Below are 19,489 nucleotides of genomic sequence, written 5' to 3'. Positions count from 1 at the left end.
AGGCCACTTTGGACAAGATCCTGATTCGTGGGGCCCGTACCCACAACCTGAAGAATATCGACCTGACCCTGCCACGGGACAAGCTGATCGTCATCACCGGCCTGTCCGGATCCGGCAAATCATCCCTGGCCTTCGACACGTTGTACGCCGAAGGCCAGCGACGCTATGTCGAATCGCTGTCGGCCTATGCCCGGCAGTTCCTGTCGATGATGGAAAAACCCGACGTCGACACCATCGAAGGCCTGTCGCCGGCCATTTCCATCGAACAGAAGTCGACCTCCCATAACCCCCGGTCGACGGTCGGCACCATCACCGAGATCTACGACTACCTGCGCTTGCTGTATGCGCGGGTCGGCATTCCCCGCTGCCCCGACCACGACATTCCCCTGGAAGCCCAGACCGTCAGCCAGATGGTCGACCTGGTGCTGGCCCAGCCCGAAGGCAGCAAGCTGATGCTGCTGGCCCCGGTGGTTCGCGAGCGCAAGGGCGAACACCTGATGGTGTTCGAAGAACTGCGCGCCCAAGGCTTCGTGCGGGCCCGGGTCAACGGCAAGCTGTGCGAACTGGACGAACTGCCGAAGCTGGATAAACAGAAGAAGCACTCGATCGATGTGGTGGTCGATCGTTTCAAGGTCCGTGCCGACTTGCAGCAGCGGTTGGCCGAGTCCTTCGAGACCGCGCTGAAACTGGCCGACGGCATCGCCCTGGTCGCACCGATGGACGACGAGCCCGGCGAGGAGATCATTTTCTCCGCACGCTTCGCCTGCCCGATCTGCGGCCATGCCATCAGCGAGCTGGAACCCAAGCTGTTCTCCTTCAACAACCCGGCGGGCGCCTGCCCGACGTGCGACGGCCTGGGGGTCAAGCAGTTCTTCGACACCAAACGCCTGGTCAACGGCGAGCTGACCCTGGCCGAAGGGGCGATTCGCGGCTGGGACAGGCGCAACGTCTATTACTTCCAGATGCTCGGCTCGCTGGCGGCCCACTACAAATTCAGCCTGGACAAGCCGTTCAACGAGTTGCCCGCCGACCAGCAGAAATTCATCCTGCACGGCAGCGGCTCGCAGAATGTCGACTTCAAATACCTCAACGACCGTGGCGACATCGTCAAGCGTTCCCACCCGTTCGAAGGCATCGTGCCGAACCTGGAACGACGCTACCGCGAGACCGAGTCGGCCAGCGTGCGCGAAGAACTGGCCAAGTTCCTCAGCACCCAGCCCTGCCCCGATTGCCGTGGCACCCGTCTGCGTCGCGAAGCGCGGCATGTGTGGGTCGGCGAGAAGACGCTGCCGGCGGTGACCAACCTGCCGATTGGCGACGCCACCGATTACTTCGGCGGCTTGAAGCTCACCGGTCGTCGTGGCGAAATCGCCGACAAGATCCTCAAGGAAATCCGCGAACGCCTGCAGTTTCTGGTGAACGTCGGCCTGGACTACCTGACCCTCGATCGCAGCGCAGACACCTTGTCCGGCGGCGAAGCCCAGCGTATCCGCCTCGCCAGCCAGATCGGCGCCGGCCTGGTGGGGGTGATGTACATCCTCGACGAGCCGTCCATCGGCCTGCACCAGCGGGATAACGACCGGTTGCTCGGGACCCTGAAACACCTGCGGGACATCGGCAACACGGTGATCGTGGTCGAGCACGACGAGGACGCCATCCGCCTGGCGGACTACGTGGTGGACATCGGCCCGGGCGCAGGGGTCCATGGCGGGCATATCGTTGCCCAAGGCACGGCTGCAGAAGTCATGGCGCACCCTGACTCGCTGACGGGCAAGTACCTGTCGGGCCGGGTGAAGATCAAGGTTCCGGCCAAACGTACGCCGCGCAACAAGAAGTTGTCCCTGACCCTCAAGGGCGCCCGTGGCAACAACTTGCGCAACGTCGACCTGGAAATCCCGATCGGCTTGCTAACCTGCGTGACCGGCGTGTCCGGCTCCGGCAAATCGACGCTGATCAACAACACCCTGTTCCCCCTCAGCGCCACGGCCCTGAACGGCGCCACCACCCTGGAAGCGGCCGTCCACGACAGCATCAAGGGCCTGGAGCACCTGGACAAGGTGGTCGACATCGACCAGAGCCCGATCGGCCGCACACCGCGCTCCAACCCGGCGACCTACACCGGGTTGTTCACGCCGATCCGCGAGCTGTTCGCCGGCGTGCCGGAGTCCCGCTCCCGAGGCTACGGCCCGGGGCGCTTCTCGTTCAACGTCAAGGGCGGGCGCTGCGAGGCCTGCCAGGGCGATGGCCTGATCAAGGTGGAAATGCACTTCCTGCCCGACATCTACGTGCCGTGCGATGTGTGCAAGAGCAAGCGCTACAACCGCGAAACCCTGGAGATCAAATACAAGGGCAAGAACATCCACGAAACCCTGGAGATGACCATCGAAGAGGCCCGGGTGTTCTTCGATGCGGTGCCGGCCCTGGCGCGCAAGCTCCAGACGCTGATGGATGTCGGCCTGTCGTACATCAAGCTGGGGCAGTCGGCAACGACGCTGTCCGGCGGTGAAGCCCAACGGGTCAAGTTGTCTCGCGAGCTGTCCAAGCGCGACACCGGCAAGACCCTGTATATCCTCGACGAGCCGACCACCGGTCTGCACTTCGCCGATATCCAGCAATTGCTCGACGTGCTGCATCGCCTTCGCGATCACGGCAACACCGTGGTGGTGATCGAACACAACCTGGACGTGATCAAGACGGCTGACTGGCTGGTGGACCTGGGGCCGGAAGGCGGCTCCAAGGGCGGCCAGATCATTGCCGTGGGCACGCCCGAACAAGTGGCCGAAATGAAGCAGTCCTACACCGGTTACTACCTCAAGCCGTTGCTGGAGCGTGATCGGGACTGATTTCACCCGGGCACGAAAAAGCCCCTGTCATCTCATCGATGGCAGGGGCTTGATCGTTCCCACGCTCTGCGTGGGAATGCCGCTTGGGACGCTCTGCGTTCCCTTTCCCAGCAATCAGAACTGTGATTGCAGGTAGTTTTCCAGGCCAATCAACTTGATCAGACCCAACTGCTTCTCGAGCCAGTAGGTATGGTCTTCTTCGGTGTCGTTAAGCTGGATCCGCAGGATCTCTCGGGTCACGTAGTCGTTGTGTTGCTCGCAAAGCTCGATGCCTTTGCACAGCGCGGCGCGGACTTTGTATTCCAGGCGCAGGTCAGCGGCCAACATATCGGGCACGGTGGTCCCGACATCCAAGTCATCCGGACGCATCCGCGGCGTGCCTTCGAGCATCAGGATCCGGCGCATCAGCGCATCGGCGTGCTGGGTCTCTTCTTCCATCTCATGGTTGATACGTTCGTAGAGCTCGGTGAAACCCCAGTCCTCGTACATCCGCGAATGGATGAAATATTGATCACGGGCCGCCAGCTCGCCGGTCAGCAACGTGTTGAGGTAATCGATTACATCTGGGTGACCTTGCATCGCCCTGTATCTCCACAAGCATTGAAGGCTCTAGTTTGAACCAACCTGACGGAGAGGTCACTCGCTCATCGCAATAAAAGCGAAGAAAATCCGAGAAAACCGGGCTAAATAACGCAAAAACCGCCCAAATGAGGGCGGTTCTGCTTCTCGTTTAGACTTAGTTAAGCTGTACGCCCAACGCCTTTGCGATACCTTCTCCATAAGCGGCGTCCGCCCTGAAGAAATGCTGGAGCTGACGATCAACGACATCCGCCGATACACCGGTCATCGCGCCGGCGATATTGTTGATCAGCAACGCTTTCTGCTCGTCGCTCATCAAACGGAACAACGCACCGGCGTGGCTGTAGTAGTCCGTATCTTCGCGATGATCGTAACGACCCGCCGCGCCACTGAGGGCCAGTGCCGGCTCCGCATAACGCGGCGCCTGCTTCGGTGCCTCCACATAGCTGTTCGGCTCGTAGTTCGGTGCCGCCCCGCCGTTGCTGCCAAACGCCATGGCACCGTCGCGCTGGTAGGTGTTGACCGGGCTACGTGGCGCATTCACCGGCAATTGCTGGTGATTGGTGCCCACACGGTAGCGGTGCGCATCGGCGTAGGCGAAGACCCGGCCCTGCAGCATGCGATCCGGCGAGAGACCAACCCCTGGCACCATGTTGCTCGGGCCAAACGCCGCCTGCTCGACTTCAGCGAAGTAATTCAGCGGGTTGCGGTTGAGTTCGAGCACACCCACTTCGATCAATGGAAACTCTTTCTGCGACCAGGTCTTGGTCACGTCGAACGGATTCTCGTAATGGGCCGCAGCCTGGGCCTCGCTCATGATCTGGATGCAGACGCGCCATTTCGGGAAGTCACCGCGCTCAATGGCCTCGAACAAGTCGCGTTGGGCATAATCCGGGTCGGTACCCGCCAGGCGTGCGGCTTCTGCCGGCGCGAGGTTCTTGATGCCTTGCAGGGTCTTGTAGTGCCACTTCACCCAGTGCCGCTCACCCTGTGCGTTGATCAGGCTGTAGGTGTGGCTGCCGAAGCCGTGCATGTGGCGGTAGCCATCCGGAATGCCGCGGTCGGAAAACAGGATGGTGACCTGGTGCAGCGCCTCAGGCGAATGCGACCAGAAATCCCACATCGCCTGGGCACTTTTCAGGTTGCTTTGCGGCAGACGCTTTTGGGTGTGGATAAAATCCGGAAATTTCAACGGATCACGGATAAAGAAGACCGGCGTGTTGTTGCCAACGATGTCCCAGTTGCCTTCCTCGGTGTAGAACTTCAGGGCGAAACCCCGCGGATCGCGTTCAGTGTCGGCGGAACCACGCTCGCCACCCACAGTGGAGAATCGCAGGAAGGTGGGCGTCTGCTTGCCGATCGACTCGAACAACTTGGCGCTGGTGTACTGGGTGATGTCCTGGGTGACGGTAAAGGTACCGTAGGCCCCCGACCCTTTGGCGTGCACGCGACGCTCGGGAATGTTCTCGCGGTTGAAGTGAGCGAGCTTTTCGATCAGGTGAAAATCGTCGAGCAGCAGCGGGCCGCGCGGGCCGGCGGAACGAGAGTTCTGGTTATCGGCGACAGGAGCGCCGCTGGCGGTCGTAAGCGTTTTGATCTGGCTCATGCTCAATCTTCCTAGGTCGGTCTTCAAACTGCCGGCTAATCGGCTGGAAAGGAGTATTGATCATGTTAGTGACAGTATCCAAATTCATTAAATCATGGACATCGATAGTCATTATCTAATGCTGAAGACTTGCCGATAGCCCAACCAGGCGAAACGGTCCTGGCACTTTTCAGCAGGCAACAAAAAACCGGGCACAAGGCCCGGTTTTTCGTTTGTTGCCGACTTACTCAGCGGATACAGCTTCACCGCTGGTAGCACGATCAACCAACTCGACGTACGCCATAGGCGCATTGTCGCCAGCGCGGAAACCGCACTTGAGGATGCGCAGGTAGCCACCCTCACGGGTAGCGTAACGCTTGCCCAGGTCGTTGAAGAGCTTACCAACGATAGCTTTCGAACGAGTACGGTCGAAAGCCAGACGGCGGTTAGCCAGGCTATCTGTCTTGGCCAGAGTGATCAGCGGCTCAGCAACGCGACGCAGTTCTTTGGCTTTCGGCAGTGTAGTTTTGATCAGCTCGTGCTCGAACAGCGACACCGCCATGTTTTGGAACATGGCCTTGCGGTGCGAGCTGGTGCGGCTCAGATGACGACCACTTTTACGATGACGCATGGTTCATTCCTTACCAAACACAACGTTCGGTGATTACGACGATCAGGCAGTCGCCTTGTCGTCCTTCTTAAGACTTGCAGGCGGCCAGTTGTCGAGGCGCATGCCGAGGGACAGACCGCGGGAGGCCAGAACGTCCTTGATTTCAGTCAAGGATTTCTTGCCAAGGTTCGGAGTCTTCAACAGCTCTACTTCGGTACGCTGAATCAGGTCGCCGATGTAGTAGATGTTTTCCGCCTTAAGGCAGTTAGCCGAACGTACAGTCAGTTCCAGATCGTCAACCGGGCGAAGCAGGATCGGATCGATCTCGTCTTCCTGCTCGACAACCACTGGCTCACTGTCACCCTTGAGGTCGACGAACGCAGCCAACTGCTGTTGCAGGATGGTTGCAGCACGGCGGATAGCCTCTTCAGGATCCAGGGTACCGTTGGTTTCCAGATCAATAACCAGCTTGTCCAGGTTGGTACGCTGTTCGACACGGGCGTTTTCCACCACGTATGCGATACGGCGAACTGGGCTGAACGAAGAGTCAAGCTGCAAGCGACCGATGCTGCGGCTTTCGTCTTCATCGCTCTGACGCGAGTCTGCCGGTTCATAACCACGACCACGAGCTACGGTGAGCTTCATGTTCAGGGCGCCGTTAGACGCCAGGTTAGCGATTACGTGATCGGGGTTAACGATCTCGACATCATGATCCAGCTGAATATCGGCAGCGGTAACCACCCCCGAACCCTTCTTCGACAAGGTCAGCGTAACTTCGTCACGACCGTGCAGCTTGATAGCCAGACCTTTCAGGTTCAACAGGATTTCAATTACGTCTTCCTGTACACCTTCGATGGCGCTGTACTCGTGGAGCACACCGTCAATCTCGGCCTCGACTACTGCACAGCCGGGCATTGAGGACAACAGGATGCGGCGCAGCGCGTTGCCCAGGGTGTGGCCGAAACCACGCTCGAGAGGCTCGAGTGTGATCTTGGCGCGGGTTGGACTGACAACCTGCACATCAATATGGCGGGGTGTCAGGAACTCATTTACCGAAATCTGCATGGATGCACCTATTTTCTAGCCCTTACTTGGAGTAGAGCTCGACAATCAGGCTTTCGTTGATGTCGGCGGACAGATCACTGCGAGCAGGAACGTTCTTGAAAACGCCCGACTTCTTCTCAGTGTCTACTTCTACCCATTCTACGCGGCCACGTTGGGCACACAGATCGAGAGCTTGGACAATGCGAAGTTGGTTCTTTGCTTTCTCGCGAACAGCAACCACGTCACCAGCACGAACCTGGTAGGACGGAACGTTTACGGTCTGACCGTTAACGCTGATCGACTTGTGCGATACCAGCTGACGGGATTCGGCACGAGTAGAACCGAAGCCCATACGGTATACAACGTTGTCCAGACGGCATTCGAGCAGTTGCAACAGGTTTTCGCCGGTTGCGCCTTTCTTGCCAGCTGCTTCTTTGTAGTAGCCGCTGAATTGACGCTCGAGAACGCCGTAGATACGACGGACCTTCTGCTTTTCACGCAGTTGGGTGCCGTAATCGGACTGGCGACCGCGGCGTTGGCCGTGGATACCAGGTGCTGCTTCAATGTTGCACTTCGATTCGATCGCGCGCACGCCGCTCTTCAGAAAAAGATCGGTGCCTTCGCGACGAGCGAGTTTGCATTTTGGACCAATGTAACGAGCCATTCTTTACAATCTCCTGGATTACACGCGGCGCTTCTTCGGCGGACGGCACCCGTTGTGCGGGATTGGCGTCACGTCGGTGATGCTGGCGATCTTGTAGCCACAGCCGTTCAAAGCGCGGACTGCGGATTCACGACCTGGACCTGGACCCTTGACGTTGACGTCGAGGTTTTTCAGGCCGTATTCCAGCGCAGCTTGACCAGCACGCTCAGCAGCTACTTGAGCAGCGAACGGGGTGGACTTGCGGGAACCGCGGAAACCCGAACCACCGGAGGTAGCCCAGGAAAGAGCGTTACCTTGACGGTCGGTAATGGTCACGATGGTGTTGTTAAAAGAAGCATGGATGTGGGCGATGCCATCAACCACTGTCTTTTTAACTTTTTTACGAGGACGAGCAGCAGGTTTTGCCATGATTAAATTCCTGTCGATTCGCTGGGGCGATTACTTGCGGATCGGCTTACGCGGACCTTTACGGGTACGCGCGTTGGTCTTGGTACGCTGACCGCGTACTGGCAGACCACGACGATGACGCAGACCGCGATAGCAACCGAGGTCCATCAAGCGCTTGATTTTCATGTTGATTTCGCGACGCAGGTCACCTTCAGTGGTGAACTTCGCCACTTCGCCACGCAGCTGTTCAATCTGCTCGTCGCTCAGATCTTTGATCTTTGCCGCTGGGTTGACCCCAGTCACTGCACAAATTTTCTGTGCAGTAGTGCGACCAACACCATAGATGTAGGTCAGCGAGATAACAGTATGCTTGTTATCTGGAATGTTGACGCCTGCAATACGGGCCATTCAGTGGGACTCCAATTGACAGCTACCTACGCCCCGGAAGCCAAGAAATAGGGCGCGAGATAATATCGCTGTAATAACAAATAATCAACCCGGCAGCGCACTAGCTGCCGGGCTTAAAGCACAATCACACTCAGCCTTGGCGCTGTTTGTGACGCGGTTCCGCGCTGCAAATTACCCGAACAACACCTTCGCGGCGAATAATCTTGCAGTTGCGGCACAGCTTTTTCACCGATGCACGAACTTTCATCACCAACTCCTCGAACCTTATGGACGCTACTCAGCGCAACATGCCGCTGCCGTAGCCCTTCAGGTTGGCTTTCTTCATCAGGGATTCGTACTGGTGCGAAACGAGGTGCGATTGTACTTGGGACATGAAGTCCATCACAACCACGACCACGATCAGCAACGAGGTCCCGCCAAGGTAGAACGGTACGTTTGCCGCAACCACCAGGAACTGGGGCAACAGACAGACGGCCGTCATGTAAAGAGCACCGAACATGGTCAAGCGAGTCAGAACGCCATCAATGTAGCGCGCAGACTGCTCACCTGGACGGATGCCCGGAATAAAGGCACCGGACTTCTTCAGGTTTTCCGCTACGTCTTTCGGATTGAACATCAACGCCGTATAGAAGAAGCAGAAGAAAATAATCCCTGCACTAAACAGCAGAATATTCAACGGCTGACCAGGAGCGATCGACTGCGAGATGTCCTGCAACCAGCCCATACCTTCAGACTGGCCGAACCAGGCACCCAACGAAGCCGGGAACAGCAGGATGCTGCTCGCGAAAATAGCCGGAATGACGCCGGCCATGTTCACCTTCAACGGCAAGTGGCTGGTCTGCGCAGCAAACACCTTGCGGCCCTGCTGACGCTTGGCGTAGTGAACGGCAATACGCCGCTGACCACGCTCGATGAACACCACGAAACCGATAATCGCTACTGCCAGCAGACCGATGGCAACCAGGGCGAAAATGTTGATATCACCCTGACGCGCAGACTCGAAAGACTGCCCGATCGCTCTCGGAAGACCGGCGACGATACCTGCGAAGATCAACATCGAGATACCGTTGCCAACACCACGCTCAGTAATCTGCTCACCCAGCCACATCATGAACATCGCGCCCGCCACAAACGTGGTTACCGCAACGAAATGAAAGCTGAAGTCAGCAGTGAACGAAACGCCCTGCCCCGCCAGGCCAATGGACATGCCAATGGCCTGAACGAGAGCGAGGACGACAGTGCCGTAGCGGGTGTACTGGCTGATCTTGCGACGGCCAGCTTCACCTTCCTTCTTCAACTGCTCCAGCTGCGGGCTGACGGCGCTCATCAGTTGCATGATGATCGATGCCGAAATGTACGGCATGATCCCCAGTGCAAAGATGCTCATCCGCTCCAGCGCGCCACCGGAAAACATGTTGAACAAGCTAAGAATGGTCCCCTCATTCTGTCGAAACAGGTCCGCGAGTCGGTCCGGGTTGATACCTGGAACCGGGATGTGTGCGCCTATTCGGTAGACGATAATCGCCAGGAACAGAAAACGCAGACGAGCCCAGAGTTCAGACATACCGCCTTTGCCGAGCGCAGAGAGAGCACCTTGCTTAGCCATTTATTCCTCGAACTTGCCGCCAGCTGCTTCGATAGCCGCACGCGCACCTTTGGTGGCGCCGATTCCCTTTCCGATGGTGACAGCACGAGCAACTTCGCCCGACAGCATGATTTTCACACGCTGTACGTTCTGGTTGATCACGTTGGCATCCTTCAGGGACTGCACGGTGACGATGTCGCCGTCCACTTTGGCCAGCTCGGACAGACGCACTTCTGCGCGATCCATGGCTTTCAGGGAAACGAAACCGAACTTCGGCAGGCGACGATGCAGCGGCTGTTGACCGCCTTCAAAGCCTGGAGCAATGGTGCCACCGGAGCGGGAGGTCTGACCTTTGTGGCCACGGCCACCGGTCTTGCCCAAACCACTACCGATACCACGGCCCGGACGATGCTTTTCGCGACGGGAACCCGGCGCTGGACTCAGATCATTGAGTTTCATCGATTAACCCTCGACACGCAGCATGTAGTAAGCCTTGTTGATCATCCCGCGATTCTCGGGAGTATCCTGGACTTCTACAGTGTGACCGATGCGACGCAGACCCAGACCCTTAACGCACAGTTTGTGGTTAGGGATGCGGCCGGTCATGCTTTTGATCAGCGTTACTTTTACGGTAGCCATGATCAGAAGATCTCCTTGACGCTTTTGCCACGCTTGGCGGCAATGGATTCAGGAGACTGCATTGCTTTCAAACCCTTGAAAGTGGCGTGAACCACGTTTACCGGGTTAGTCGAGCCGTAGCACTTGGCCAGAACGTTCTGAACGCCAGCAACTTCGAGGACAGCACGCATAGCGCCGCCAGCGATGATACCGGTACCTTCAGAAGCAGGCTGCATGTACACCTTCGAAGCGCCGTGGGCGGACTTCATTGCGTACTGCAGGGTGGTGCCGTTCAGATCAACCTGGATCATGTTGCGGCGAGCAGCTTCCATTGCCTTCTGGATCGCAGCAGGCACTTCACGCGACTTGCCACGGCCGAAGCCAACACGGCCTTTACCATCACCCACTACGGTCAACGCAGTGAAAGTGAAGATACGGCCGCCTTTAACGGTTTTGGCTACGCGGTTAACTTGAACCAGCTTCTCGATGTAGCCTTCGTCGCGCTTTTGGTCGTTATTTGACATAACTTAGAACTCCAGCCCAGCTTCACGAGCAGCATCAGCCAGCGCCTTGACGCGGCCGTGGTACTTGAAGCCAGAGCGGTCGAAAGCCACCTGCGAGACGCCAGCGGCTTTAGCACGCGTAGCGACCAGCTGGCCAACCTTAGTGGCCGCGTCGATGTTGCCAGTGGCGCCATCACGCAGTTCTTTATCCAAAGTCGAGGCACTTGCCAGGACTTTGTTGCCGTCGGCCGAAATGACCTGGGCGTAGATGTGCTGCGACGAGCGGAACACGCAGAGACGCACGACTTCGAGTTCGTGCATTTTCAGGCGTGCTTTGCGAGCGCGACGCAGTCGAGTAACTTTTTTGTCGGTCATTTGCTATGCCCTACTTCTTCTTGGCTTCTTTACGACGGACGACTTCGTCCGCGTAGCGCACACCTTTGCCTTTGTACGGCTCTGGTGGACGGAAGTCGCGGATCTCGGCGGCCACTTGACCTACCAGCTGCTTGTCGATGCCCTTGATCAGGATATCGGTCTGGCTAGGAGTCTCAGCGGTGATGCCTTCCGGCAGTTCATAATCCACTGGGTGCGAGAAGCCAAGAGCCAGGTTCAGCACTGTGCCTTTTGCTTGCGCTTTGTAACCAACACCGACCAGCTGGAGCTTGCGCTCGAAGCCTTGGCTTACGCCTTGGACCATGTTGTTTACCAACGCACGAGTGGTACCAGCCATTGCGCGAGTCTGTTGATCGCCATTGCGAGCAGCGAAACGCAGCTCACCAGCTTCTTCAACGATCTCAACGGACGAATGGATGTTCAGTTGCAGAGTGCCCTTGGCACCCTTCACCGAAAGCTGTTGGCCTGCGAATTTGACTTCGACACCGGCTGGCAGCTTAACGGGGTTCTTAGCGACGCGTGACATGCTTATCCCCCCTTAGAACACAGTGCAAAGAACTTCGCCGCCGACACCGGCAGCGCGCGCAGCACGATCCGTCATCACACCCTTGTTGGTGGAGACGATAGACACGCCCAGGCCGCCACGAACTTTTGGCAGATCCTCGACGGACTTGTACTGACGCAGGCCAGGACGGCTAACGCGCTTCACTTCCTCGATGACCGGACGGCCTTCGAAGTACTTCAGCTCGATGGACAGCAGAGGCTTGATTTCGCTGCTGATCTGATAACCCGCAATGTAACCTTCGTCCTTCAGGACTTTGGCAACAGCTACCTTCAACGTAGAAGATGGCATGCTTACGACGGACTTTTCAGCCATCTGGGCATTACGGATACGAGTTAGCATGTCCGCTAACGGGTCCTGCATACTCATGGGCTAGACGCTCCTAATACACAAAAAATTAGCCTTTCGGCTAGTACGTGTCGCCGAGCACATCCGCGCAATAAAAACACGGGCTCAGGCGAGCCGGGTATTCTAGACATACCCCACAAATGAATCAAGCCCCAATAGGGGCTTGATTCAAGTTCAAGGTCACCGACGGTCAGGATCTTGCGAACCCGAACGCCGCGACTTTGACAGTGCTTACCAGCTGGCTTTAACCAGACCTGGAACGTCACCACGCATTGCAGCTTGACGCAACATGTTACGGCCGAGGCCGAACTTGCGGTATACGCCGTGCGGACGACCAGTCAGGCGGCAGCGGTTACGCATGCGCGAGGCGCTTGCGTCACGTGGCTGCTTCTGCAGGGCTACGGTAGCTTCCCAACGTGCTTCTGGACTTGCGTTCAGATCAACGATGATAGCTTTCAGCGCTGCACGCTTGGTGGCGTACTTGGCAACGGTGAGCTGACGCTTCAGCTCACGGTTTTTCATGCTCTTCTTGGCCATTTTCCTACTCCAATCAGTTGCGGAACGGGAATTTGAAAGCGCGCAGCAGTGCGCGACCTTCGTCATCCGTCCGAGCAGTGGTGGTCAGGGTAATGTCCAGACCGCGGAGAGCGTCGATCTTGTCGTAATCGATTTCCGGGAAAATGATCTGCTCTTTAACGCCCATGCTGTAGTTGCCACGACCATCGAAGGACTTGGCATTCAGGCCGCGGAAGTCGCGAACCCGAGGCAGGGAGATCGACAGCAGACGATCCAGGAACTCGTACATACGCTCACGGCGCAGGGTCACTTTGACGCCGATCGGCCAACCTTCACGGACTTTAAAGCCAGCGATGGATTTCCGAGCGTAAGTCACGACGACTTTCTGACCGGTGATCTTTTCCAGGTCAGCAACAGCGTGCTCGATGACTTTTTTGTCGCCGATCGCTTCGCCCAGACCCATGTTCAGGGTGATTTTGGTAACGCGCGGAACTTCCATCACGTTCGAAAGCTTAAGTTCTTCCTTAAGTTTCGGTGCGATTTCCTTCCGGTAAATCTCTTTTAGTCGTGCCATGGTCTTCTACCTAGCAGTGTTCAAGCATCAACCGCTTTTTGGGTCGACTTGAAGACACGAATTTTCTTACCGTCTTCTACTTTGAAACCAACGCGGTCAGCCTTGTTGGTTTCGCCGTTGAAGATGGCGACGTTGGAAGCGTGCAGTGGCGCTTCTTTCTCGACGATACCGCCCTGTACGCCCGACATCGGGTTAGGCTTGGTATGACGCTTGACCAGGTTCAGACCACCAACAACCAGACGGTTGTCAGCAAGAACCTTCAGCACCTTACCGCGCTTACCTTTGTCTTTGCCGGCGATCACGATGATCTCGTCGTCACGACGAATCTTTTGCATGTCGGATCTCCTTACAGCACTTCTGGGGCGAGCGAGACGATCTTCATGAACTTCTCAGTACGAAGTTCACGGGTCACTGGCCCAAAGATACGGGTGCCGATCGGCTCTTGCTTGTTGTTCAACAGAACAGCAGCGTTGCCATCAAAGCGGATGATGGAGCCGTCAGCACGACGAACGCCATGGCGAGTGCGGACTACGACAGCAGTCATCACTTGGCCTTTTTTCACCTTACCGCGAGGAATTGCTTCCTTGACGGTAACTTTGATGATGTCACCGATACCAGCGTAACGACGATGGGAGCCACCCAGCACCTTGATGCACATAACACGGCGAGCGCCGCTGTTATCGGCCACATCGAGCATGGATTGAGTCTGAATCATATAATTTCTCCGACCCCTAGCCCTTAGACTTCCACAGCGCGTTCGAGAACATCAACCAGCGCCCAAGACTTGGTCTTGGCCATCGGACGAGTTTCACGAATAGTGACTTTGTCGCCGATGTGGCACTGATTGGTTTCGTCGTGCGCGTGCAGCTTAGTCGAACGCTTAACGTATTTACCGTAGATCGGGTGCTTAACGCGACGCTCGATCAGAACGGTGATGGTTTTGTCCATCTTGTCGCTGACAACACGGCCAGTCAGCGTACGGACAGTTTTTTCGGCTTCAGCCATGATTACTTACCTGCCTGCTGGTTGAGCACAGTTTTCACGCGAGCGATATCACGCTTAACTTGCGAGAGCAGATGAGACTGCCCCAACTGGCCAGTTGCTTTCTGCATACGCAGATTGAACTGGTCGCGCAGCAGGCCGAGCAGTTGCTCGTTCAGCTGCTGTGCTGATTTTTCACGAAGTTCATTCGCTTTCATCACATCACCGTCCGTTTAACAAAGGCGGTGGCGAGCGGCAGCTTTGCAGCAGCCAGGGCAAAAGCCTCACGCGCCAGCTCTTCAGTTACACCCTCGATTTCATACAGGACTTTGCCTGGCTGAATCTGGGCAACCCAGTATTCGACGTTACCCTTACCTTTACCCATCCGAACTTCGAGTGGCTTCTTGGAAATAGGCTTGTCCGGGAATACACGGATCCAGATCTTGCCACCACGTTTTACGTGACGGGTCAGAGCACGACGCGCTGACTCGATCTGACGAGCGGTGAGACGACCACGAGCAACAGACTTCAGCGCGAACTCGCCGAAGCTGACTTTGCTACCGCGCAATGCCAGGCCACGGTTGTGACCGGTCATTTGCTTGCGGAACTTCGTACGCTTTGGTTGCAACATTTGGCGTACCCCTTACTTAGCAGCTTTTTTACGAGGCGCTGGTGCTTGTGGCTTCAGCTCTTCTTGGCGACCACCAATTACTTCGCCTTTGAAGATCCAAACCTTTACACCGATCACACCGTAGGTGGTGTGAGCTTCGTAGTTGGCATAGTCGATGTCGGCACGCAGGGTGTGCAGTGGCACACGACCTTCGCGATACCATTCAGTACGTGCGATTTCAGCACCGCCGAGACGACCGCTCACTTGGATTTTGATGCCTTTGGCACCAATGCGCATGGCGTTCTGTACAGCGCGCTTCATAGCGCGACGGAACATTACGCGACGCTCCAGCTGCTGAGCTACGCTCTGCGCAACCAGCATACCGTCGAGCTCCGGCTTGCGGATCTCTTCGATATTGATGTGCACAGGCACACCCATTTGCTTGGTCAGGTCCTGACGCAGTTTCTCAACATCTTCACCTTTCTTCCCGATAACGATACCTGGACGAGCGGTGTGGATGGTGATACGTGCAGTCTGCGCCGGACGATGGATATCGATACGGCTTACGGACGCGCTTTTTAGTTTGTCTTGGAGATACTCACGCACCTTCAGATCAGCGAACAAGTAGTCCGCATAAGTCCGACCGTCTGCGTACCAGACGGAGGTGTGCTCCTTGACGATTCCCAGGCGAATGCCAATGGGATGTACTTTCTGACCCATCTCTTCGACTCCGTTACTTGTCAGCAACCTTGACAGTGATATGGCAAGACCGCTTGACGATGCGATCAGCACGGCCTTTGGCACGTGGCATGATGCGCTTCAGCGAACGCCCTTCGTTGACGAAAACGGTGCTGACCTTCAGGTCATCAACGTCTGCGCCTTCGTTATGCTCGGCGTTGGCTACGGCCGACTCCAGCACTTTCTTCATGATCTCGGCGGCTTTCTTACTGCTGAAAGCCAACAGGTTGAGCGCTTCGCCCACCTTCTTCCCGCGGATCTGGTCGGCGACCAAGCGGGCTTTCTGGGCGGAGATTCGAGCGCCCGACAACTTAGCGGCTACTTCCATTTCCTTACCCCTTAACGCTTGGCTTTCTTGTCAGCCACGTGCCCACGGTATGTGCGGGTACCGGCGAACTCGCCCAGTTTGTGGCCGACCATGTCTTCGTTCACGAGAACTGGGACGTGTTGGCGACCGTTGTGTACTGCGATGGTCAGACCGACCATTTGTGGCAGGATCATCGAACGACGCGACCAGGTCTTAACTGGTTTGCGATCGTTCTTTTCCGCCGCCACTTCGATCTTCTTCAGTAGGTGAAGATCAATAAAAGGACCTTTTTTCAGAGAACGTGGCACTGTCGTATCCCTCTATTTACTTGCGACGACGGACGATCATTTTGTCGGTACGCTTATTACCACGAGTCTTCGCGCCCTTAGTCGGGAAGCCCCATGGCGATACCGGATGACGACCACCAGAGGTACGACCTTCACCACCACCATGTGGGTGGTCAACCGGGTTCATGGCAACACCACGAACGGTTGGGCGAACGCCACGCCAGCGCTTGGCACCAGCTTTACCCAACGAACGCAGGCTGTGCTCGGAGTTCGAGACTTCGCCCAGGGTCGCACGGCATTCAGCCAGTACTTTACGCATCTCACCAGAACGCAGACGCAGGGTCACGTAGACACCTTCACGAGCGATCAGCTGAGCCGAAGCACCAGCGGAACGAGCGATCTGTGCGCCTTTACCTGGCTTCAATTCGATGCCGTGTACGGTGCTACCAACTGGAATGTTACGCAGTTGCAGAGCGTTGCCCGGCTTGATCGGTGCCAGGGCACCTGCGATCAGCTGGTCGCCAGCACTCACGCCTTTAGGGGCGATGATGTAGCGACGCTCGCCATCTGCGTACAGCAGCAGAGCGATGTGAGCAGTACGGTTTGGATCGTATTCGATACGCTCGACGGTGGCAGCGATGCCATCCTTGTCGTTGCGACGGAAGTCGACCAGACGATAATGCTGCTTATGACCACCACCGATGTGACGAGTGGTAATACGGCCATTGTTGTTACGACCACCAGACTTCGATTTTTTCTCGAGCAGCGGTGCGTGAGGAGCGCCTTTATGCAGCTCCTGGTTGACCACCTTGACCACAAAACGGCGGCCAGGGGAAGTCGGTTTGCATTTAACGATTGCCATGATGCACCCCTTCCTTACTCAGCACTGCTGCTGAAATCGAGATCTTGGCCTGGCTGAAGGGAGATAACTGCCTTCTTCCAGTCATTACGCTTGCCCAGACCGCGAGCAGTGCGCTTGCTTTTACCCAGAACATTCAGGGTAGTCACGCGCTCTACTTTCACGCTGAACAGGCTTTCGACGGCCTTCTTGATTTCCAGCTTGGTTGCGTCGGTAGCAACCTTGAAAACGAACTGGCCTTTCTTGTCTGCCAGAACCGTAGCCTTCTCGGAAACGTGCGGGCCAAGCAGAACTTTAAATACGCGTTCCTGGTTCATCCCAGCAGCTCCTCGAATTTCTTCACGGCCGACACGGTGATCAACACCTTGTCGTATGCGATCAGACTGACCGGATCGGAACCCTGCACGTCACGAACGTCGACGTGTGGCAGGTTGCGAGCAGCCAGGTACAGGTTCTGATCAACAGCGTCAGACACGATCAGGACGTCAGTCAGGCCCATGCCGTTCAGCTTGTTCAGCAGATCTTTGGTTTTCGGTGCTTCAACAGCGAAGTCCTGAACCACGACCAGACGATCAGTACGCACCAGCTCAGCAAGGATGGAACGCATTGCTGCGCGATACATCTTCTTGTTCAGCTTCTGGGAGTGATCCTGAGGACGAGCTGCGAAAGTGGTACCGCCGCCACGCCAGATTGGGCTACGGATAGTACCGGCACGAGCACGGCCAGTACCTTTCTGACGCCATGGGCGCTTGCCGCCACCGGAAACGTCGGAACGGGTCTTTTGCTGCTTGCTACCTTGACGGCCGCCGGCCATGTAGGCCACGACTGCTTGGTGAACCAGCGTCTCGTTGAATTCGCCGCCAAATGTCAGTTCGGAAACTTCGATCGCTTGAGCGTCATTTACATTTAATTGCATGTCAGCTTCCCCTTAACCGCGAGCCTTGGCTGCTGGACGTACAACCAAGTTGCCGCCAGTAGCGCCAGGAACAGCGCCCTTGACCAACAACAGATTGCGTTCAGCGTCCACGCGCACTACTTCGAGGGACTGCACGGTCACGCGCTCAGCGCCCATATGACCGGACATTTTTTTGCCCTTGAATACACGACCAGGAGTCTGGCACTGGCCGATAGAGCCTGGAACGCGGTGGGATACGGAGTTACCGTGGGTGTTATCTTGCCCGCGGAAGTTCCAACGCTTGATCGTACCCTGGAAGCCTTTACCCTTGGACTGACCGGTTACATCAACCAGTTGACCAGCGGCGAAGATTTCAGCGTTGATCAGATCGCCGGCCTGGTACTCGCCTTCTTCAAGGCGGAATTCCATTACGGTACGACCAGCGGCAACGTTCGCCTTGGCGAAGTGGCCAGCCTGAGCTGCTGTTACACGCGAAGCACGACGCTCGCCGACAGTGACTTGCACTGCACGATAGCCATCGGTCTCTTCAGTTTTGAACTGGGTGACGCGATTCGGCTCGATCTCAATGACCGTGACCGGAATGGAGACACCTTCTTCGGTGAAAATACGGGTCATACCGCATTTACGACCGACTACACCAATAGTCATGTTGTAAACCTCATGAGTGTACGGGGCTTTCACCCGCTATGGCCGCCCATTTCAGAGCGTTACACGACTAAGACCGAGTCTTAGCCGAGGCTGATCTGCACTTCCACACCGGCCGCAAGATCGAGCTTCATAAGAGCATCAACGGTTTTATCCGTTGGCTGGACGATGTCCAGAACGCGCTTATGAGTACGGATCTCGTACTGGTCACGCGCGTCTTTGTTGACGTGCGGGGAGACCAGAACGGTGAACCGCTCTTTACGGGTAGGCAGTGGAATTGGACCACGCACTTGAGCACCAGTACGTTTCGCGGTTTCCACGATTTCCTGGGTGGATTGGTCGATCAGGCGATGGTCAAAAGCCTTCAACCTGATACGGATTTGCTGATTTTGCATTGGATTTCAGACTCCGGCTGCTATTCCCACCGGGCGCAATACGCCCGTTAAAAGGAGGCGCAATTCTATAGACGCCCCTGATAGGTGTCAACCCAATAAAAAAGCCCCCGCTAAGCGGGGGCTTTCAACTCATCAAGCTGACTCTAAAAGAGACTTACTCGATGACTTTGGCTACGACGCCGGCGCCGACGGTACGACCGCCTTCACGGATAGCGAAACGCAGGCCGTCTTCCATCGCGATGGTCTTGATCAGGGTAACAGTCATCTGAATGTTGTCACCTGGCATTACCATTTCAACGCCTTCTGGCAGCTCGCAGTTACCAGTCACGTCAGTTGTACGGAAGTAGAACTGTGGACGGTAGCCTTTGAAGAACGGAGTGTGACGACCGCCTTCTTCCTTGCTCAGAACGTAAACTTCTGCGGTGAACTTGGTGTGCGGCTTGACGGTGCCTGGCTTGACCAGAACCTGGCCACGCTCAACGTCGTCACGCTTGGTGCCGCGCAGCAGTACGCCGCAGTTCTCGCCAGCACG

Annotated in this window: 31 protein-coding genes and 1 pseudogene; 1 reads left to right on the top strand and 31 read right to left on the bottom strand. The window is 56.6% G+C overall.

Annotation, left to right across the window (positions count from 1 at the left end; all coding sequences use genetic code 11):
- Window positions 1-8 precede the first annotated feature (8 nt).
- Entirely contained in the window at window positions 9-2,843 is a 2,835-nt protein-coding gene (gene uvrA, locus BM317_RS21390; protein WP_092476089.1) for an excinuclease ABC subunit UvrA, read from the top strand.
- Window positions 2,844-2,957: 114 nt separating this feature from the next.
- On the opposite strand, the gene bfr is transcribed toward uvrA, so the two are convergent.
- The 31 genes and pseudogenes from bfr to BM317_RS21235 form a co-directional block, all read right to left on the bottom strand.
- Window positions 2,958-3,422, bottom strand: coding sequence for a bacterioferritin (bfr, locus tag BM317_RS21385; protein WP_092172726.1), 465 nt, complete (start codon window positions 3,420-3,422; stop codon window positions 2,958-2,960).
- 157 nt (window positions 3,423-3,579) lie between these two features.
- Window positions 3,580-5,028 carry a catalase gene (locus tag BM317_RS21380; RefSeq protein WP_092476086.1) on the bottom strand — a complete coding sequence of 483 codons (1,449 nt, stop codon included), beginning with the start codon at window positions 5,026-5,028 and terminating at the stop codon, window positions 3,580-3,582.
- A 223-nt stretch (window positions 5,029-5,251) separates the two neighbouring features.
- Window positions 5,252-5,638, bottom strand: a complete 387-nt coding sequence (rplQ, locus tag BM317_RS21375; protein WP_003186009.1) for a 50S ribosomal protein L17 — start codon at window positions 5,636-5,638, stop codon at window positions 5,252-5,254.
- A gap of 42 nt (window positions 5,639-5,680) precedes the next feature.
- Window positions 5,681-6,682, bottom strand: coding sequence for a DNA-directed RNA polymerase subunit alpha (gene rpoA / locus BM317_RS21370; RefSeq protein ID WP_003186012.1), 1,002 nt, complete (start codon window positions 6,680-6,682; stop codon window positions 5,681-5,683).
- 22 nt (window positions 6,683-6,704) lie between these two features.
- Window positions 6,705-7,325, bottom strand: a complete 621-nt coding sequence (gene rpsD, locus BM317_RS21365; RefSeq protein ID WP_003176404.1) for a 30S ribosomal protein S4 — start codon at window positions 7,323-7,325, stop codon at window positions 6,705-6,707.
- An 18-nt stretch (window positions 7,326-7,343) separates the two neighbouring features.
- Entirely contained in the window at window positions 7,344-7,733 is a 390-nt protein-coding gene (gene rpsK / locus BM317_RS21360) for a 30S ribosomal protein S11 (RefSeq protein ID WP_002555466.1), read from the bottom strand.
- Between the two features lie 30 nt (window positions 7,734-7,763).
- The gene (gene rpsM, locus BM317_RS21355; RefSeq protein WP_003186020.1) at window positions 7,764-8,120 is read right to left on the bottom strand and encodes a 30S ribosomal protein S13; all 357 of its coding nucleotides are present in this window, start codon (window positions 8,118-8,120) and stop codon (window positions 7,764-7,766) included.
- 130 nt (window positions 8,121-8,250) lie between these two features.
- Window positions 8,251-8,367 carry a 50S ribosomal protein L36 gene (gene rpmJ / locus BM317_RS21350; protein ID WP_002555468.1) on the bottom strand — a complete coding sequence of 39 codons (117 nt, stop codon included), beginning with the start codon at window positions 8,365-8,367 and terminating at the stop codon, window positions 8,251-8,253.
- A gap of 30 nt (window positions 8,368-8,397) precedes the next feature.
- Window positions 8,398-9,726, bottom strand: coding sequence for a preprotein translocase subunit SecY (gene secY, locus BM317_RS21345; protein ID WP_003186029.1), 1,329 nt, complete (start codon window positions 9,724-9,726; stop codon window positions 8,398-8,400).
- Window positions 9,727-10,164 (bottom strand): 50S ribosomal protein L15, encoded by a 438-nt coding sequence (gene rplO, locus BM317_RS21340; RefSeq protein WP_003186032.1) that lies wholly within the window; start codon window positions 10,162-10,164, stop codon window positions 9,727-9,729.
- Between the two features lie 3 nt (window positions 10,165-10,167).
- A complete protein-coding gene (gene rpmD, locus BM317_RS21335) occupies window positions 10,168-10,344 on the bottom strand; it encodes a 50S ribosomal protein L30 (protein ID WP_003176408.1) in 177 nt (58 codons plus the stop codon).
- A gap of 2 nt (window positions 10,345-10,346) precedes the next feature.
- The gene (rpsE, locus tag BM317_RS21330) at window positions 10,347-10,847 is read right to left on the bottom strand and encodes a 30S ribosomal protein S5 (RefSeq protein WP_003186035.1); all 501 of its coding nucleotides are present in this window, start codon (window positions 10,845-10,847) and stop codon (window positions 10,347-10,349) included.
- Window positions 10,848-10,850: 3 nt separating this feature from the next.
- Window positions 10,851-11,201, bottom strand: a complete 351-nt coding sequence (gene rplR, locus BM317_RS21325; protein ID WP_003186037.1) for a 50S ribosomal protein L18 — start codon at window positions 11,199-11,201, stop codon at window positions 10,851-10,853.
- 10 nt (window positions 11,202-11,211) lie between these two features.
- Complete coding sequence (rplF, locus tag BM317_RS21320) at window positions 11,212-11,745, bottom strand: 50S ribosomal protein L6 (RefSeq protein WP_003186039.1); 534 nt, start codon at window positions 11,743-11,745, stop codon at window positions 11,212-11,214.
- Window positions 11,746-11,757: 12 nt separating this feature from the next.
- Window positions 11,758-12,150, bottom strand: coding sequence for a 30S ribosomal protein S8 (gene rpsH / locus BM317_RS21315; protein ID WP_017848802.1), 393 nt, complete (start codon window positions 12,148-12,150; stop codon window positions 11,758-11,760).
- A gap of 210 nt (window positions 12,151-12,360) precedes the next feature.
- Entirely contained in the window at window positions 12,361-12,666 is a 306-nt protein-coding gene (gene rpsN, locus BM317_RS21310; protein ID WP_003186042.1) for a 30S ribosomal protein S14, read from the bottom strand.
- Between the two features lie 13 nt (window positions 12,667-12,679).
- Window positions 12,680-13,219, bottom strand: a complete 540-nt coding sequence (rplE, locus tag BM317_RS21305; RefSeq protein ID WP_003186044.1) for a 50S ribosomal protein L5 — start codon at window positions 13,217-13,219, stop codon at window positions 12,680-12,682.
- A gap of 20 nt (window positions 13,220-13,239) precedes the next feature.
- The gene (gene rplX / locus BM317_RS21300) at window positions 13,240-13,554 is read right to left on the bottom strand and encodes a 50S ribosomal protein L24 (RefSeq protein WP_003186046.1); all 315 of its coding nucleotides are present in this window, start codon (window positions 13,552-13,554) and stop codon (window positions 13,240-13,242) included.
- 11 nt (window positions 13,555-13,565) lie between these two features.
- Window positions 13,566-13,934 carry a 50S ribosomal protein L14 gene (rplN, locus tag BM317_RS21295; protein WP_002555479.1) on the bottom strand — a complete coding sequence of 123 codons (369 nt, stop codon included), beginning with the start codon at window positions 13,932-13,934 and terminating at the stop codon, window positions 13,566-13,568.
- A 23-nt stretch (window positions 13,935-13,957) separates the two neighbouring features.
- Window positions 13,958-14,224, bottom strand: coding sequence for a 30S ribosomal protein S17 (gene rpsQ / locus BM317_RS21290; RefSeq protein ID WP_003194644.1), 267 nt, complete (start codon window positions 14,222-14,224; stop codon window positions 13,958-13,960).
- Between the two features lie 2 nt (window positions 14,225-14,226).
- Window positions 14,227-14,418, bottom strand: a complete 192-nt coding sequence (rpmC, locus tag BM317_RS21285; RefSeq protein ID WP_002555481.1) for a 50S ribosomal protein L29 — start codon at window positions 14,416-14,418, stop codon at window positions 14,227-14,229.
- Window positions 14,418-14,831: a 50S ribosomal protein L16 gene (gene rplP / locus BM317_RS21280; protein WP_025215754.1), complete on the bottom strand. Its 414-nt coding sequence runs from the start codon at window positions 14,829-14,831 to the stop codon at window positions 14,418-14,420. Before rplP ends, rpmC begins: the two co-directional genes overlap by 1 nt.
- Before the next feature lie 12 nt (window positions 14,832-14,843).
- On the bottom strand, window positions 14,844-15,530 hold the full coding sequence (gene rpsC, locus BM317_RS21275) for a 30S ribosomal protein S3 (protein WP_003176422.1): 687 nt from the start codon (window positions 15,528-15,530) through the stop codon (window positions 14,844-14,846).
- A gap of 13 nt (window positions 15,531-15,543) precedes the next feature.
- The gene (rplV, locus tag BM317_RS21270; RefSeq protein WP_003103908.1) at window positions 15,544-15,876 is read right to left on the bottom strand and encodes a 50S ribosomal protein L22; all 333 of its coding nucleotides are present in this window, start codon (window positions 15,874-15,876) and stop codon (window positions 15,544-15,546) included.
- An 11-nt stretch (window positions 15,877-15,887) separates the two neighbouring features.
- Complete coding sequence (gene rpsS, locus BM317_RS21265; protein WP_002555486.1) at window positions 15,888-16,163, bottom strand: 30S ribosomal protein S19; 276 nt, start codon at window positions 16,161-16,163, stop codon at window positions 15,888-15,890.
- 16 nt (window positions 16,164-16,179) lie between these two features.
- Window positions 16,180-17,004 (bottom strand): 50S ribosomal protein L2, encoded by an 825-nt coding sequence (gene rplB, locus BM317_RS21260; RefSeq protein WP_003186055.1) that lies wholly within the window; start codon window positions 17,002-17,004, stop codon window positions 16,180-16,182.
- Between the two features lie 14 nt (window positions 17,005-17,018).
- Window positions 17,019-17,318, bottom strand: coding sequence for a 50S ribosomal protein L23 (gene rplW / locus BM317_RS21255; RefSeq protein ID WP_002555488.1), 300 nt, complete (start codon window positions 17,316-17,318; stop codon window positions 17,019-17,021).
- Window positions 17,315-17,917: a 50S ribosomal protein L4 gene (rplD, locus tag BM317_RS21250; RefSeq protein ID WP_003186057.1), complete on the bottom strand. Its 603-nt coding sequence runs from the start codon at window positions 17,915-17,917 to the stop codon at window positions 17,315-17,317. Before rplD ends, rplW begins: the two co-directional genes overlap by 4 nt.
- A 12-nt stretch (window positions 17,918-17,929) precedes the next feature.
- Complete coding sequence (rplC, locus tag BM317_RS21245) at window positions 17,930-18,565, bottom strand: 50S ribosomal protein L3 (protein ID WP_003186059.1); 636 nt, start codon at window positions 18,563-18,565, stop codon at window positions 17,930-17,932.
- 80 nt (window positions 18,566-18,645) lie between these two features.
- A complete protein-coding gene (gene rpsJ / locus BM317_RS21240; protein ID WP_003186070.1) occupies window positions 18,646-18,957 on the bottom strand; it encodes a 30S ribosomal protein S10 in 312 nt (103 codons plus the stop codon).
- A gap of 154 nt (window positions 18,958-19,111) precedes the next feature.
- Window positions 19,112-19,489: pseudogene (locus tag BM317_RS21235) on the bottom strand (elongation factor Tu); the annotation flags it as partial.

It is taken from the genome of Pseudomonas sp. NFACC24-1 (genome assembly GCF_900115235.1).
Classification (GTDB): domain Bacteria; phylum Pseudomonadota; class Gammaproteobacteria; order Pseudomonadales; family Pseudomonadaceae; genus Aquipseudomonas; species Aquipseudomonas fluorescens_AA.
Note: the sequence above shows the minus strand (reverse complement) of the source record. Positions and strands in the feature narration are given on the sequence as shown.